This is a genomic window from Faecalibacterium sp. An192 (genome assembly GCF_002160175.1).
Classification (GTDB): Bacteria; Bacillota; Clostridia; order Oscillospirales; family Ruminococcaceae; genus Faecalibacterium.
Window position 1 is genome coordinate 20126 of the sequence record NZ_NFKB01000016.1, and the last position, 15617, is coordinate 35742.

Below are 15617 nucleotides of genomic sequence, written 5' to 3' on the forward strand. Positions count from 1 at the left end.
CGTTTCTTTTATAGTGTTGGACCGTTCAGTTGCTCTGAATCCGGCACTGGACGGTATAGCTGCCCAGGGCAAAGACCCGTCCGTCCGCCGGGACGTAGATGCTGCAGGCGATGTTCTGCTGTCCCAGAGACACCGCGAAGTCGTCGGCATCGATCTGCGCCACCACCTGGTCGGCGGTGAGGCCTTCCAGCACCGAGGCCGGGCCGCAGAGGGTCACATTCATCAGCCGCTCGGTCTCCACCGTCAGCTGATAGGTGGAGGGCAGGTTGACTACCTCAATGTTGTCGGCCGGGATGTTCAAAGTCTTGGTGGCCATGGCGCTGCAGTTGAAGCTGACGGTGACGGTGTCCACGTTGTCCAGAGAGACAAGGCCCGAGGGCAGGGTGATGGGCATTTCGTAGACTTTGTCCAGCGCAAAGGTGGACAGGTCGATGGTGCCCACTGCCAGCTCGGAGAGGTTCTCCACCGTGTCGGCCGGGCCTGCCACCCGCAGCTCGGTCTGGCTGAGGGAATAAATCAGCACCGAGTCGTCAAAGTTAGGGGGCGTATTCACAAACCGCACATTGATGGGCAGGGTTGCCGTCTTGTACACCGTCAGGGTGACGTCCACCGTCTCATGGTCGGCGGTGACGTAGTTGAACTCCAGCTCGTGGCCGTTCTCGTTGTAGAAGCGAAGGTTGGTGTTCACCGTGACGCTGTCGCTGAGGATGTCGCTGTAACTGACCTCGGCGGTGCAGGATGCCACGTCCGCCAGCTCGCTGGACGGACCAGTCAGGGTCACCGTCTCGTTGGAGGCCGCGGTGCTGTAGAGGATGTAGCCATCCTCAATGGTCAGGTAGCGGGTATTCACCTGGATGGGGAGGGTCTTTTCCTCCACCACGTCAAACACCACGTCCACCGTGTTGTCGGCGTCGGCGATGGACACCGAAATGTTGCTGGCCACAGCGGTATTGACGCACCGGACCCGCAGCTGGAGGTTCTTGGTGCCGCTGGAGCGGACCGAGGAGTAGTCGGGATAGACCACAAAGTCCTCCTGGGTCAGGTCGCCGATGGTGTAGCCGTCGCCCGAGATGGTCAGGTCCACGGTGCGCTCAGGGGCCTCCACAATGCTGAGGCCCCGGGAGGTATAGACGCTGGACTCATAGGTATAGTCCACCGGCACGCCCTTTTTCACGATGGTGGTGTTGGGCTTGACCACGGTGGTGACGGCCACCCACATGAGGAGCGCCACCAGAAAGGCAATGCCCAGCCGGACCCGGCGATCCTCCAGAAGGGAACGGTTCTGCCCTCCGTCGGCACGGAACGGCTTTTTGATCGGATTCATTTCCCCTCTCCCTCCTTTTTTCTCCAGTCCATCAGGGACAGGACCTGTCCCTTGAAGGTATCAAAACCCTTGCTGCGGTCGGCAGCGGCTTCCTTGGGGATCATCTCGTCCACCAGACGGGTGTAGAGGGTCTGGCGGTCAAAGTGGCGGATCAGGACGCCGTTTTTGGCCATCGAGATGATGCCGGTCTCCTCGCTCACCACAATGGCGATGGCGTCGGAGTTTTCGGCAATGCCCAGGCAGGCCCGGTGCCGGGTGCCCATATCCTTGCCCAGATCCAGGTTGTTGGACAGGGGCAGCACACAGCCCGCCGCCTTGATGCGGCCATCCTCAATGATGGCGGCGCCGTCGTGGAGAGGGGTGCCCTCGTAGAAGATGGTGCCCAGGATCTCGGGGTTGACCTCACAGTCCACCGGGGTGCCGGTGCGCTCGATTTCCGCCAGGTCGGTGCGGCGTTCCAGCACGATCAGGGCGCCGGTCTTGGTCTCGGAAAACCGCTCGGCGGCGTCACAGATGGCAATGATGGCGCTGCGCCAGCTGCCGCGGGTGGCGGGGTCCACATGGCGGACCCGGAAGAACTTCAAAAACCACTGGTCGGTCTGGCCCATCCGCTCCAGAGCGCGGCGGATCTCGGGCTGAAAGACCACCACCAGGGTCAGCAGACCGACCTGGAGCAGCGAATTCATAATCCAGGTGACGGTGCGCATGTTGGCGGTGGTGGCCACCACATAGATCACGCCCACCACCAGGGCGCCCCGGGCCAGCTGGCCGGCGCGGGTGCGGCTGACGATGCCCAGAATCTGATAGATCACAAAGGTGACGATCAGCACATCCAGCAGGTCGGCCAGATTAAATGTTTGAAAGTTTGCGATGATGGAACTCCAGTTCATTGGTTATCACTCCTGTCAGCGGGGCTGAATCAAGGCGACGGCGTGGGCGGCAATGCCCAGCCCCTCCCCGGTAAAGCCGAGATGTTCCTCGGTGGTGGCCTTGACGCTCACCGCATCCACCGGCAGGCCAAAAGCTGCCGCCAGATTCTGGCGCATGGCGGGGATATGGGGGGCCAGCTTGGGCCGCTGGCAGAGGATGGTGGCGTCGATGTTGCCCACCTTCCAGCCGGCCTTTTCCACCAGGGCGGCCACCGCCCGGGCCAGCGCCAGGCTGTCGGCCCCGGCATAAGCGGGGTCATTGTCGGGGAAGTGCTGGCCGATGTCCCCCAGCGCCGCCGCGCCCAGCACCGCATCCATGACGGCGTGGGTCAGGACGTCGGCGTCCGAGTGGCCCAGCAGGCCCTTTTCAAAGGGCACGCTGACGCCGCCCAGAATCAGGGGGCGGTCCTCCACCAGGCGGTGCACGTCATAACCATGTCCAATACGCATCTTGGTCTCTCCTTGCATCGGGGCGCCGGGCAGGTCCTCCCGGGTTGTAATCTTGTAGTTGGCGTAGTCTCCCTGGGTCAGCCGCACCGGCAGCCCCGACAGCTCAAACAGGCTGGCGTCGTCGGTGACCAGACGGGCTTTCTGGGGGTCCAGCTGTTCGGTGACCCGCAGGTATGTATCCCGGTCAAAACACTGGGGGGTCTGGATGGCGTACAGGCTGGACCGGTCGGGGGTCAGGCTCACCAGGCACTGGGCCGGGACGGTTCGTCCGTCTCCGGGGGTGCCGCACTTGATGGTGTCCTTCACCGGCACTGCGGGCGCCGCGGCGCCCCAGCCTTCGGCGCCGTTCAGGGCCGCCTCGATAACCTCCTGGCTCACAAAGGGCCGGGCCGCGTCATGGATGGCCACCAGCTCCTTCACCGCCGCCAGCACGCCGTTGCGGGCGCTCTCGGCCCGGGTGGACCCGCCCGACACCAGCCGCACCGGCTTGTGACAGCGGGCGGCCTCCTGCTTGGCCAGGGTCGGGTCGGCCCCGGTCACAAGGATGATCTCGCTGATTTGGGGACACGCATCAAACGCCCGGAGGCTGCGGCCCAAAACCGTCTCGCCCCCCAGGTCAAAAGCAAGTTTATCAAAGCCCATCCGGCTGGAAGAGCCTGCTGCCAGTATCACGGCGGAAGCTTTCTTTTTCATTTGTCTGTCCTCATCCTTGTTACTGGCCTGCCAAATGCGCAAAGGTCCAGTATATCCTACAAAAATCCGATTATTATTATAACGCATCGACTTGTAAACTGCAACTGTTTCAGCCCCGCGCACAAAACAAAAGATCCCCGCCGGTCGGGGCGGGGAATTTCCATTTTTTACACTTTTGCTCCCGGTGCCGAAAAACCCGCTTCCACAGTGGGATAATCCCCCGGCCGGGGCCCTTTTTGCCCCCTGCATCAAAAACAGCGCACGGACTTTCATCCGTGCGCTGCTTTCAACTTTTGTTCAATGCGGTGGTGCCGTCCAATGTTTTAGGCGAGCAGGGGCTGGAGAGCGGCAGCCAGAGCGTCTTTCTGGGCCTGTGCCTCGGCCAGGTCCTTGCCGAGGGTGGTGAAGTAGGTCTTGATCTTGGGCTCGGTGCCGGAGGGACGCACCACGACGGTGGCGCCGCCTTCCAGAGTGTAGATCAGGACGTTGGCTGCGGGCAGGCCAGTCTCCTCGGGTTTCTCGTAGTCGGTGACCTTGACCACCTTGTGGCCGGCGAACTCAGCGGGGGGATTCTCCCGCAGTTCCTTCATGATGCCAGCCATCTTGTCCATACCGGTCAGGCCGGGGAATTCGTAGCTGTCCACCTTGTTCAGGTAGCGGCCGTACTCCTTGTAGATCTCCTCCAGACGCTGCTTGATGGAGGAACCGATGCTGCGGTAGTAAGCAGCCATCTCGCAGATCAGCATGGAGCCGATGACGGCGTCCTTGTCGCGGACGTAGGGACCAGCCAGGTAGCCGTAGCTCTCCTCGAAGCCGAAGATGAAGCGGTCCACTTCGCCGGCGGCCTCCAGGTTGGCGATCTGGTCGCCGATCCACTTGAAGCCGGTCAGGACGCTGCGCATCTCGACGCCGTAGTGGGCGGCGATGGCATCGGCCAGCGGGGTGGAGACGATGGACTTGACCGCCACGGGGTTGGCGGGCATGGTGCCCTTCTCGATGCGGCCGGCGCAGATGTAGTCCAGCAGCAGGGCGCCCATCTCGTTGCCGCTCACCAGCTCATAGCTGCCGTCGGGGCACTTCATGGCGATGCCCACGCGGTCGGCATCGGGGTCGGTGGCCAGCATCAGGTCGGCGCCGGACTTCTCAGCCAGCTCCAGGCCCAGCTTCAGGGCGTCGAAGATCTCGGGGTTGGGGTAGGAGCAGGTGGTGAAGTAGCCGTTGGGGTACTCCTGCTCGGGAACGATGGTGATATCGGTGATGCCCATGTCGTTCAGCACGTGGGTGACGGGCACCAGGCCGGAACCGTTCAGGGGGCTGTAGACCAGCTTCAGGCCGGCGGTCTTGCACAGGCCGGGACGGACCTGGCGGGCCTCGATGGCCTCGTACAGGGCGTTCTTGCAGTCGTCGCCCACAAAGCGGATCAGGCCCTGCTCGACGCCCTCGGCGAAGGAGATGTACTTGGCGCCGGTGAGCACGTCGGTCTTCTGGATCTCGTCGTAGACGATGGCGGCGGCGTCATCGGTCATCTGGCAGCCGTCGGGGCCGTAGGCCTTGTAGCCGTTGTACTTGGCGGGGTTGTGGGAAGCGGTGACCATGATGCCCGCGTTGCAGTTGTAGTAGCGGGTGGCGAAGCTCAGGGCCGGAACCGGCATCAGAGCGTCGTAAATCCGGACCTTGATGCCGTTGGCAGCCAGAACGCCGGCGGCCGTCTTGGCAAAGATATCGCTCTTGAGGCGGCTGTCGTAGCTGATGGCCACAGTCTGGGTGCCGCCCTGGGTCTTGACCCAGTTGGCCAGGCCCTGGGTGGCCTGACGGACAACGTAAATATTCATCCGGTTGGTGCCGGCGCCCAGCACGCCGCGCAGGCCGGCGGTGCCGAACTTCAGCGCAACAGCAAAGCGGTCCTTGATCTCTGCATCATTTCCCTCGATTTTTGCCAGTTCAGGCTTGAGATCGGCGTCCTCCAGGTCGGCCGCCATCCAGCGCTTGTATTCATCCAGATACATTGTGAACACCTTACCTTTGCTTTTTTTCGCAGGGCATACTGCCCCTATCTTCGTGACTATACTTATAGTTTATGCCACCAGGACAAGTATGTCAATTCCATAATATGCAACAAGATGTATCCCGCAAAACCAGCAAAAGGCACAAAAAATGTGCAGTGCCATCCGGCACTGCACGATAAGATGAAATCCTGTGGTTTTATTCCGTCTCGCTGGCGGCTTCGCTGGAAGCCTCGCCGGAGGCGGCGCTGTCGGCCGAGGGGACCGGCTCGCCGCTGAGGACCGACTGGAGCAGCGTCTGGGCGCCGGCCACCGATTCCTCGTCGGGCATCATGACATACAGCTTCTGGCCCTGGGCCGAGTAGCAGTGGGTGCTGGAGGAGCTGCTGCCGGTGACGGTATAGCTCTCGATGTCCCACACGGCAAAGTCGGACAGCTGCATCCGCACCAGGGCGGTGATCTGGTTGGAGGACAGGCTGGTTACAAAGTTGTCCGACACTGCCGCCAGCAGGCGGCTGTAGCTGGTGAGGATGGCGGGGCTCTTGATCTTGTTCAGTATGGCTTCGATGACCTTCATCTGGTTGATGCCGCGCTGGATGTCGCCGGTGGGGAACGCGTGGCGCTCCCGGGCAAAGGCCAGGGCGGCGGCGCCGTCCAGATGGTTCCAGCCCTCCACAAAATCGGTGGGATTGTAATAGCCGGGGCTGCCCACCGAGGTAAAGGTGTAGTCGGAGTAGACGTCGATGCCGCCCAGAGCGTCCACCACATCAATGAATCCGGCGAAGTTGATCCGCACATAGTGGTCCACCGGCACCCCGTAGAGGCCGCCCAGGGTCTCCATGGAGGTTTCCACGCCGTAGAGACCGGCGTGGGTCAGCTTGTCCTTGCTGTCGGTGCCGGCCAGGTCCACGTAGTAGTCCCGGGGGGTGTTCACCAGGGCCACCCGCTTGGTCAGGGGGTTGACCGCCGCCAGAATATTCACGTCGCTGCGTGCGTTGTCGGTCAGGTCGCCCCGGGTGTCCACGCCGCTGAGGTAGACCACAAAGGGCTCGGTGGTGATGGCCATGGCCTCGTAGTCGGTGATGGTTTCATCCCCGATGGTGACCTTGTCCAGGGCGTCCAGGCCCTGCTGGGCCCAGACGCAGCCCACCGCCATGGCGGCGCTGAGCACCAGGGACAGAACCCGGGTCAGGAACCCCCGCACCTTGTACCGCTGGCACTTGTAGACCAGCAGCCAGACCAAAACCAGCAAAGCGGCCAGAACCGCCAGGTAATAGACGGGCAGCATCTTGGTGCGGTACAGCTGCACGAGAGCTGCCGCGCTCAGGACTGCCTGCAGGAACAGGATCAGCATAAGTAAGCCTCGGATGGGTGAATGTTCGGACGCTTTGGCGGCCGTGCGGGCAGTGGTGCGGGCCGGACGGGTCCCGCGGCCCGCATGGGCCGTGTGGGCCGCATGGGACGGCGCAGAAGGCGGCGGAGCGGGCGGCTCCTGGCTGGGCTGGAAAAAGTCCCGGCTGTCCACCGTCACCGGATCGGCAGCCGACTTCTCGTCGCTGCGCCGGATCTTCTGCGGCTGATGCCGCGATGTACCGGACGAGCGCTCCTCCGGCTCAAAGTCAAAGTCCATAGGGTTCAAGCTCCTTTGCATCAGCCGGCCGGCACAAGGGTCAGCACGGCGCGGGCGGGCAGGCAGGTGGCGGTCTGATCCTCCAGGGTCAGCCAGCCATACCCCTCGCAGACATGGTCGGGGCAGGGCGAATCCACAAAGCGGGCCGCCCCGTCCTTGATTTCAATGTGGACGGTGAGATAACCGGTATCCACGTCGTATCGCTGGTTCACGTCCAGCGGCAGGTCCAGAACGGTGCTGTCGTCGCCGTAGACCAGCTGGGCTTTCAGCGGGCGTTCGGGGTCCTTGCCGGCGTCCCGCAGCAGAAACAGTGCGGCCGCCGCGGCCAGGATCACCGCCGCAAACAAAAGATTCACAAGCAGTTTTTTGTGCTGCATAGACACTCCTTACTGGATGTTCAGCTCCTCCAGCTGGGCCAGCCAGGCCGCCGCCGAGGCGTCGCTGGGCATCCGCCAGTCGCCGCGGGGAGACAGGGTGACGCTGCCCACCTTGGGGCCGTCGGGCAGGCAGCTGCGCTTGAACTGCTGGGCGAAGAACCGCCAGTAGAAGCTGCGCAGCCACTTGTACAGCACCGCGTCGGGGTACTCGGGCCGGCCCGCAAAGGCGGCCTGTGCCAGCCGGAAGATCTTCCGGGGGCCAAAGCCGAACCGCAGAACGTAATACAAACAGAAGTCGTGGAGCTCATAGGGGCCCACCAGCTCCTCGGTGCGCTGGGCGATCTCCCCGTCCTTTGCGGGCAGCAGCTCGGGCGAGACGGGGGTGTCCAGAATATCCACCAGCACCCGGCGCAGTTCCTCGCTGGATGCGGTGTCGGCCTCGTACTGGACCAGGTGGCGCACCAGGGTCTTGGGGACGCCGGCGTTGACGCCGTACATGCTCATGTGGTCGCCGTTGTAGGTGGCCCAGCCCAGAGCCAGCTCGGACAAATCGCCGGTGCCCACCACAAAGCCCCCGTGCAGGTTGGCAATGTCCATCAGTTCCAGGGTGCGGACCCGGGCCTGGCTGTTCTCAAAGGTAACGTCGGGGGTCTGGCCGTCGTGGCCGATGTCCGCAAAGTGGCTGCGGACGGTGTTGGTGATGTTGACCTCCCGGAAGGACACCCCCAGCTCCTGGCAGAGGATTTCGGCGTTGCTGCGGGTCCGTTTGGTGGTGCCGAAGCAGGGCATGGTCACCGCCAGCACGTCGGCGGCAGGACGGCCCAGCTGGCGCATGGCCCGGGCCGCCACCAGCAGGGCCAGGCAGCTGTCCAGGCCGCCCGAAATGCCGATGACCGCCGTTTTGGCGTGGGTGTGCTCGATCCGCTTGGCCAGGCCGTCGGCCTGCATCCGCAGGATCAGCTCACACCGCTGGGCGCGGCGGAGGGGATCGCCCGGCACAAAGGGAGCCGGATCAATCCGCCGGGTCAGGACGGTGTCGGTGACCTCCAGGTCAAAGGACACGGTCTGATAGCCCTCCTCCGAGGGGACAAAACTGGTGTTGCGGGCCCGCTCGGCCAGCATCCGGGCGCAGTCCAGCTCGGTCTCGGCGTCCCCGCCCGCGAAGGGCTGGGACTCGGCCAGAAGGGCGCCGTTCTCGGCGATCAGGTTGTGGCCGGCAAAGACCATGTCCTGGGTGCTCTCGCCGTGGCCGGCGGAGGCGTACAGATAGCCGCACAGCAGCCGGGCCGACTGGTTGCTCACCAGATCCCGGCGGTACTCCGCCTTCCCGACGGTTTCGTCGCTGGCGGACAGGTTGGCGATGACGGTGGCGCCCGCCATGGCGTGGAAGGTGGAGGGGGGCAGAACGCTCCACAGGTCCTCACACAGCTCCACGCCCAGCACAAACTCGGGCATCTGGCGGCAGGCAAACAGCAGCGAGGTGCCGAACAGGGTCTCCTGTCCGCAGACCGTCATGGTGCGGACGGTCTTGCTGCCGGGGGCGAAGTGGCGCTTTTCGTAGAATTCGCCGTAGTTGGGCAGGCAGGTCTTGGGGACGATGCCCAGCAGCCGGCCGCGGCAGACCACGGCGGCGCAGTTGTACAGCTTGCCGTTCACCATCAGGGGCAGGCCCACCAGAGCCACCAGGTCCAGCCCTTCGCTGGCCCGGAGGATCTCCCCCAGCCCGGCCAGGGCCGCCTGCTGCAGCGCCTGCTGGAAGAACAAATCCCCGCAGGTATAGCCGGTGAGGGCCAGCTCGGGCAGCACCGCCAGCTTGACCCCGCGCCGTGCGCAGTCGTTGAGGGCCGAGACAATCTGCCCGGCGTTATAGGCGCAGTCCGCCACCCGCAGCGCGGGGGAAAGGGCCGCTGCTTTCAGAAAACCATCCTTCATACAAGACACATCCTGTCCAATTTTACACCAGCATTTGACGCTCCAAAGAGCATGGATCGGCTTTAGTATAGCACATTTTCACCAAAACGAAAAGAAACAAACTGTTAAAATCGCAGAAAAAGGAGGCCTGCTGTCCAAAGCAGGCCCCCAAAACGTCTCAGGTGGAAAACGAGATAGACCGTAAGCCGGGTTCTGTATTAAACGACGATCTGTCTAGGCCCGCCATTGCTGACGGGCTCGTGCCGCCTTCAGGACACGCGAGCAGCGCTTGTACGTCCCATATAGGCGTTGCTTCCGGTAGGGTTTACAAAGCCGAATGGTCACCCATCCGCTGGTGAGCTCTTACCTCGCCCTTTCATCCTTACCGCACAAAGGTGCGGCGGTTTCCTTTCTGTTGCACTTTCCCTGGGGTCACCCCCGGCTGCCGTTAGCAGTTACCGTGCTCTGTGAAGCCCGGACTTTCCTCAGAGCGGTCAAGCCGCCCCGCCGCCGTATGTTCCACTCGTTTTCCACGCTACATGATACCATAATCCGGCGTCATTTGCAAGTCTCGGGATTTTTTGTTATACTTATATGACATTTCAGCCCGGAAAGGAGGCCCCAGGCCATGCGGCTGTATTTCCCTGTTCCCCCGCAGGCCGGGCCCGAGGGGGTCCTGCTCCGCAGCTTTCTGCGGGAGTGCCGCCTGTCCACCGACCTGCTGCGGGCGGTGAAGTTCCGGGGCAGCGGCTTTTGGGCCGACGGAAAGCCGGTTCTGGCCAACCAGCGGGTCTTTCCGGGTCAGGTGGTGTCCTTCGCCTTCCCCGAGGAGGAGGGCGGCTGTGAGCCCCAGCCGGACATCCCCGTGCGGACGGTTTACGAGGACTTTTTCGCGGTGGTGCTGGACAAGCCCGCCGGCATTGCGGTCCACCCCACCCTCAACTATCCCGGCGGCACCCTGGCCAACGGCTACGCCGCCCTGCGGCAGGCCGCCGGCCGCAGCCCGGTCTTTCGGCCGGTGAACCGGATCGACAAGGACACCAGCGGCCTGGTGCTGGCGGCCCAGACCAGTTACGCCGCTCCCCTGCTGGCCCAAAACGTGGACAAGCTCTATTATGCGGTGGCCGAGGGCGAATTGCCCCTGGGCCCGGGGGTCATCGACGCCCCCATCGGCCGCCGGGGCGACAGCATCATCGGCCGGTGTGTCACCCCCGACGGCAAGCCCAGCCGCACCGAGTATACCATTATAAAGGCGGAAAAGGGCCTCAGCCTGGCGGCCTGCGTCCCGGTCACCGGGCGCACCCATCAGATCCGGGTCCACTTCGCCTCCATCGGCCATCCCCTGGCGGGAGACGACCTGTACGGCGGGCACCGGGACCGGATCGGGCGTCAGGCCCTCCACTGCGGCCGGCAGCGGTTCCTGGCGCCCGAGGGACATCCCATGCCCGACGGCTTTTGGATTGACATGCCCCTGCGGCTCTCCCCCGTCACGGTGGAAAGCCCCCTGCCCGCCGACATAATTGCGTTATTTTCGTGAAAAGTCGGTGAAAGCTTCATCCAAATTCTGTGCAAAACCTTGCCTCAGGGCCTGCACGGTGTATAATTTAGTTAAGAACGTACGGTCCGGCAGCCGCTGGTCTGGCCGGGCTGTATTTTTTGCGCGTTCCGCGCCCCCGCTGCGGGGCGGGGCCGGACAGGCTTTCTTCCCTGTCCCGTTCCCGGCCGCCGCCGGGCTTTTGATGCGATATGCCTTCACTTTTGTATAGATGCATCCAATCCCACCGGAAGGAGAACCACTCTTTTGATTGACGATAAAATCAAGGAGCCGCAGGACGTTCAGCCGAGCGCCCCGCCTCCCCTGACAACAAAAGAAAAACTGCGGGCATTCTGGGCCCGGGTGCAGTGCAGCAGCCTGCTGCGCCGCCACCATTTCCGCGCCCGGACCCGCCGCCGCATGGAGGGCTTCGGCGCCTTCCTCAGCCGTTTCCCGCTGGCCCGGCAGGCCGGCGACTTTCTGTATTCTCTGGGCTTCGCCGGCGAATACAGCATGATCCAGGCCGGGCGGGTCATTGAATCCGCCGCCATCTGGCTGTCCGCCGCCTTTCTGCGGGCGTGGCAGGATGTGGCCGACACCGCCTTCCCCGGCGCCCGGACGGTGCTGCGGGAGCTGTTTGAGCCTCTGTATGTGCTCTGCCGCGGTGTGCGCAACATCTGGGTTCACGGCACCAACGTCCGCCGTGAAAAAGGATTTTGGGCCGGCATTGTGGCCGACCTTCAGTACTTAGGCCGCGGTGCGGTCCGCTATGCAGGCCTGCTGCCCCGGATGGTGGTATACCTGCTGCCCCTGGGCTCTCTGGCCGTCCTGCTGACGGTGGTTCAGGTCATGGTGGGCAGCCCCTACACCCTGGCCGTGGACGTCAACGGCGTCACGGTGGGCCATGTGGCCAACGAAGATACTTTTGACTCGGCCCGTGAGGACGTGCTCCAGCGCGTCAACTACGCCGGCACCTCCGGCAAAGCCGAGCTGACCATCGAGCCCACCTACCGGCTGGCCATTTCCACCGAGGTGCTGGACGAAAGCCAGATGGCCGACGCCATCCTGTCCGCTGTCAGCGACGAGATCAGCGAGGGCACCGCCCTCTATCTGGACGGGGAACTGACCGCCGTCTGCGCCGAGGGCGACCAGCTGGAGCTGTACCTGAACGATATGCTCTCGGCCTATCAGGATGACGCAGACCCCACCGCCGTGGTCAGCTTCAACCGGACCGTCACCCTGGAGGACGGGCTGTATTTCACCGACAGCTTCAAGGATTACGCCGATGTGGTGTCCCTGCTGTCGGGCGTGCGCCAGGCCGAGCGGGTCTACACCGTGCAGCAGGGCGACAGCATCAGCCTGATTGCCACCAAGAACAACCTTACCACCGCAGAGCTGTGCGAGCTCAACGACATCACCACCGATACCGCCATCTTCCCCGGCGACGAGCTGATCGTCACCCGGGAGGAGGCCATGCTGGAGGTCCAGATCACCCGGACCGTCACCTGGACCGAGGAGATCCCCTTCTCCACCCAGAAAACCCAGTCCAGCGAATACGCCTTCGGCACCACCCACACGGTACAGGAGGGTGAAAACGGCATCCGCACCATCACCGCCGAGAACGTCTACGACACCGAGGGCAACCTGCTGGAACAGACCATCGTCAGCAGCGAGGTCACCAAGGAGCCGGTCAACCGGGAGATCGTGGTGGGCACCAAGCTGCCCAGCGGCAGCGTCGCCCAGGTGGGCAACGGCACCTTCATCTGGCCGGTGCCCCAGTACACCTATTGTTCCCGCTGGTATTCCAGCAGCCACAAGGGCGTGGACATCTGCGCCCCCGCCGGCACTCCCATCTACGCTTCCGCCAGCGGCGTCATCAGCAAGGCCGGCTACGAGCGGAACGGCGCCGGCAGCGGCTACGGCTACTCCATCATCATCAACCACGGCAACGGCTACAGCACCGTTTACGCCCACTGCCTGTCCCTGACCGTCAGCGCCGGCCAGGCGGTCAGCCAGGGCCAGCTGATTGGTTACGTCGGCTCGACCGGCCGTTCCAGCGGCAACCACTGCCACTTTGAGATCCGTTACAACGGCCGTTACCTGCCGCCTCAGAATTACTTCAACAAATAAAGGAGGTTTGTCCCTATGTCCACTCCGCACATTGCCGCAGAACCGGGCGATTTCGCCAAAACCGTCCTGATGCCGGGCGACCCGCTGCGGGCCCAGTTCATCGCCGAGACCTTCCTGCAGGATGTCCGCCAGGTCACCGCTGTCCGCGGGATGCTGGGCTTCACCGGCACCTATGAGGGCCGCCCCATCAGCGTGATGGGCAGCGGCATGGGTATGCCGTCCATCGGCATCTACTCCTACGAGCTGTTCAAGTTCTACGGCGTCGAGAACATCATCCGCATCGGCTCCGCCGGCAGCTACACCGACAAGGCCAAGCTGTTCGACGTGGTGCTGGCCTCCGGCGCAGTCAGTGAGTCCAGCTACGCCAAGACCCAGAGCGGCTTTGAGGGCCACATCACCTTCCCCAGCCGTTCCCTGAACGAAAAGCTCAAGGCATCCGCCGCCAAGCAGGGCATCCCCCTCATCGAGGGCAACATCCACTCCTCCGACGTGTTCTATCGCCAGCCCTCGGACGAAAAGCCCACCTACTGGGAAAAGCTGCGGGACGAGCAGGGCTGCGTCTGCGTGGAAATGGAGAGCTTCGCCCTCTTTGCCAACGCCCAGATCCTGGGCAAGAACGCCGCCTGCCTGCTGACCATCTCGGACAGCTTTGTCTCCCCCGAGATCACCACCGCCGAGCAGCGCCAGAAGAGCTTCACCGACATGATGAAGGTGGCCCTGGGCGCAGAGTATTGAGGAGAACACCATGTCTGAACTGACCCGTGAGGAAAAACAGGAGCTGATCCGCCTGGCGCTGGACGCCCGCACCCGGGCTGTAGCCCCCTACAGCCGCTTCACGGTGGGAGCCGCCCTCCGCAGCACCGACGGTCAGATTTTCACCGGCTGCAACATTGAGAACGCCGCCTTTACCCCCACCAGCTGCGCCGAGCGCACCGCTCTGTTCAAGGCGGTCAGCGAAGGGGTCACCCATTTCACCGACATTGCGGTGGTGGGCGCCCGGATGGGCGAGGTCAACGAGCTGGTCACGGGACCCTGCGGGGTCTGCCGCCAGGCTCTGTATGAGTTCTGCGGGCCCAGCCTCAATGTCATCATGGCCAAAACCCCCGACGACTTCATCGAGCGCACCCTGGGCGAACTGCTTCCCTTCGGTTTCGGCCCGGCCAACATCTGACGCAAATTACCTAAAATTCCAAAGCAAAACACCCGTGATTGTGTTGGTTTTCGCTATTTTTCGGCCAATATTGTAAAGATTTTGTAATGGAAAACCGCTTGAACCTCACACATTTTGTAGCTATACTGGAATATAGAGAATGCGGCGTTATGCCCCCGCATTCCGCATCATGTTTCTGTCCGTAAATGGTTGCAGACAACTGTTAAAAAGGAGATAATTCTTATGAATATGATTTCGCGTCGTAAGTTTATGGCCGTGGCTGGCGCAGCCGCTGCTGTTTCTGTTCTGACCGCCTGCGGCAGCTCCTCCAGCACCGCTTCCAGCACTGCTGCTTCTTCCAGCACCGCTTCCAGCGCTGCCTCCGGCGAGGCCGCTGAGGGCACCGCTGTTTCCTACGTGGCTCTGTGCTGCGACACCGGCACCATTGATGACGAGAGCTTCAACCAGGCTTGCTGGACCGCTGTCCAGAACTACATGGGCGACAACTGCCAGTACTACATCCCCGAGGCTGACGCTTCCGATGAGGACCGCGAGACCATGATCCGTCAGGCTGTCAACGACGGCGCTGACACCGTTGTCTGCGTCGGCTACCTGTACGGCGCTTCCCTGGCCTGGGCTGCTGAGCAGTACCCCGACACCCGCTTCATCGCCATTGACGTGACCCAGGCCGACATCGGCACCGACACCATCCCCGCCAACTGCTACTGCATCACCTTCAAGGAGGAGCAGGCAGGCTACCTGGCAGGTTACGCCATCGCCAAGGACGGCTTCACCAAGCTGGGCTTCCTGGGCGGCATGGCTGTTCCCGCTGTTATCCGCTACGGCTACGGCTACATCCAGGGCATCGACGCTGCTGCTCAGGAGACCGGCAACGCCGTTGAGGTGAACTACTACTACGGCGGCCAGTTCTACGGCGACGCCAACATCACCTCCCGTATGGAGGGCTGGTACACCAGCGGCACTGAGGTCGTCTTCGCCTGCGGCGGCGGCATCTACACCTCCGCTCTGGAGGCTGCCATCAAGTCCAACGGCTACGTCATCGGCGTGGACGTTGACCAGAACTACATCGGCGCCAACGGCGTGGCTGACGGCACCTACAGCTACAACCCCTTCATCACTTCCGCTATGAAGCAGCTGACCGTCGCTGTTGAGTCCGCTCTGGGCGACATCGACGACGGCGAGTGGACCACCATCGCTGCTACCAACGGCAACTTCGGCCTGGAGGAAGGCGACTACGTCGGCCTGCCCACCGCTGAGGACAGCTGGAACTTCCGCACCTTCACCGTCGAGGAGTACGAGGCTGTCAAGGCCAAGATCGCTTCCGGCGAGATCGTTGTGGACAACTCCAGCGAGGACAGCGTGAAGCCCACCACCAGCGATCTGGTCAAGGTCACTTACGTTCAGTAAGCTGGTCCTGTAACCAGGCTGGACAAGCTTCGGTTTCCATCGAGCGGGGCACCCCTAC

12 protein-coding genes and 1 other RNA gene are annotated in these 15617 nt (G+C 63.0%); 5 read left to right on the forward strand and 8 right to left on the reverse strand.

Annotation, left to right across the window (positions count from 1 at the left end):
- Positions 1-25: 25 nt before the first annotated feature.
- The 8 genes from B5F27_RS06895 to rnpB form a co-directional block, all read right to left on the reverse strand.
- Positions 26-1324 carry a CdaR family protein gene (locus B5F27_RS06895; protein ID WP_087246247.1) on the reverse strand — a complete coding sequence of 433 codons (1299 nt, stop codon included), beginning with the start codon at positions 1322-1324 and terminating at the stop codon, positions 26-28.
- A complete protein-coding gene (cdaA, locus tag B5F27_RS06900) occupies positions 1321-2214 on the reverse strand; it encodes a diadenylate cyclase CdaA (RefSeq protein WP_087246246.1) in 894 nt (297 codons plus the stop codon). The genes B5F27_RS06895 and cdaA overlap by 4 nt, the downstream gene beginning before the upstream one ends.
- Before the next feature lie 15 nt (positions 2215-2229).
- Positions 2230-3396, reverse strand: coding sequence for a 2-C-methyl-D-erythritol 2,4-cyclodiphosphate synthase (gene ispF / locus B5F27_RS06905; protein WP_087246245.1), 1167 nt, complete (start codon positions 3394-3396; stop codon positions 2230-2232).
- Between the two features lie 323 nt (positions 3397-3719).
- Positions 3720-5402 (reverse strand): phospho-sugar mutase, encoded by a 1683-nt coding sequence (locus B5F27_RS06910; RefSeq protein ID WP_087246244.1) that lies wholly within the window; start codon positions 5400-5402, stop codon positions 3720-3722.
- Positions 5403-5598: 196 nt separating this feature from the next.
- Positions 5599-7029, reverse strand: a complete 1431-nt coding sequence (locus B5F27_RS06915; RefSeq protein WP_087365725.1) for an LCP family protein — start codon at positions 7027-7029, stop codon at positions 5599-5601.
- Between the two features lie 20 nt (positions 7030-7049).
- Positions 7050-7406, reverse strand: coding sequence for a NusG domain II-containing protein (locus tag B5F27_RS06920; protein WP_087246242.1), 357 nt, complete (start codon positions 7404-7406; stop codon positions 7050-7052).
- A 9-nt stretch (positions 7407-7415) separates the two neighbouring features.
- Positions 7416-9338, reverse strand: coding sequence for an NAD(+) synthase (locus tag B5F27_RS06925; RefSeq protein WP_087365729.1), 1923 nt, complete (start codon positions 9336-9338; stop codon positions 7416-7418).
- Positions 9339-9503: 165 nt separating this feature from the next.
- Positions 9504-9843, reverse strand: an RNA gene (gene rnpB / locus B5F27_RS06930) — RNase P RNA component class A.
- A 102-nt stretch (positions 9844-9945) separates the two neighbouring features.
- Between rnpB and B5F27_RS06935 the strand changes: the two genes are divergently transcribed.
- From B5F27_RS06935 to B5F27_RS06955, 5 genes are all read left to right on the forward strand, one after another.
- Positions 9946-10854, forward strand: a complete 909-nt coding sequence (locus tag B5F27_RS06935) for an RluA family pseudouridine synthase (protein ID WP_087365732.1) — start codon at positions 9946-9948, stop codon at positions 10852-10854.
- Positions 10855-11118: 264 nt separating this feature from the next.
- Positions 11119-12981: a peptidoglycan DD-metalloendopeptidase family protein gene (locus B5F27_RS06940; RefSeq protein WP_087365735.1), complete on the forward strand. Its 1863-nt coding sequence runs from the start codon at positions 11119-11121 to the stop codon at positions 12979-12981.
- A 15-nt stretch (positions 12982-12996) separates the two neighbouring features.
- A complete protein-coding gene (deoD, locus tag B5F27_RS06945; RefSeq protein WP_087365738.1) occupies positions 12997-13716 on the forward strand; it encodes a purine-nucleoside phosphorylase in 720 nt (239 codons plus the stop codon).
- A 10-nt stretch (positions 13717-13726) separates the two neighbouring features.
- A complete protein-coding gene (locus B5F27_RS06950; protein ID WP_087246237.1) occupies positions 13727-14152 on the forward strand; it encodes a cytidine deaminase in 426 nt (141 codons plus the stop codon).
- 222 nt (positions 14153-14374) lie between these two features.
- Positions 14375-15559 (forward strand): BMP family ABC transporter substrate-binding protein, encoded by a 1185-nt coding sequence (locus B5F27_RS06955; RefSeq protein WP_242956861.1) that lies wholly within the window; start codon positions 14375-14377, stop codon positions 15557-15559.
- The last annotated feature ends 58 nt before the right edge of the window (positions 15560-15617 follow it).

Bases quoted from the DNA above. Each gene is read 5' to 3' on its own strand.
- B5F27_RS06895 (WP_087246247.1), bottom strand. From the start codon at position 1,324: ATGAATCCGATCAAAAAGCCGTTCCGTGCCGACGGAGGGCAGAACCGT.
- cdaA (WP_087246246.1), bottom strand. From the start codon at position 2,214: ATGAACTGGAGTTCCATCATCGCAAACTTTCAAACATTTAATCTGGCC.
- ispF (WP_087246245.1), bottom strand. From the start codon at position 3,396: ATGAAAAAGAAAGCTTCCGCCGTGATACTGGCAGCAGGCTCTTCCAGC.
- B5F27_RS06910 (WP_087246244.1), bottom strand. From the start codon at position 5,402: ATGTATCTGGATGAATACAAGCGCTGGATGGCGGCCGACCTGGAGGAC.
- B5F27_RS06915 (WP_087365725.1), bottom strand. From the start codon at position 7,029: ATGGACTTTGACTTTGAGCCGGAGGAGCGCTCGTCCGGTACATCGCGG.
- B5F27_RS06920 (WP_087246242.1), bottom strand. From the start codon at position 7,406: ATGCAGCACAAAAAACTGCTTGTGAATCTTTTGTTTGCGGCGGTGATC.
- B5F27_RS06925 (WP_087365729.1), bottom strand. From the start codon at position 9,338: ATGAAGGATGGTTTTCTGAAAGCAGCGGCCCTTTCCCCCGCGCTGCGG.
- B5F27_RS06935 (WP_087365732.1), top strand. From the start codon at position 9,946: ATGCGGCTGTATTTCCCTGTTCCCCCGCAGGCCGGGCCCGAGGGGGTC.
- deoD (WP_087365738.1), top strand. From the start codon at position 12,997: ATGTCCACTCCGCACATTGCCGCAGAACCGGGCGATTTCGCCAAAACC.
- B5F27_RS06950 (WP_087246237.1), top strand. From the start codon at position 13,727: ATGTCTGAACTGACCCGTGAGGAAAAACAGGAGCTGATCCGCCTGGCG.
- B5F27_RS06955 (WP_242956861.1), top strand. From the start codon at position 14,375: ATGAATATGATTTCGCGTCGTAAGTTTATGGCCGTGGCTGGCGCAGCC.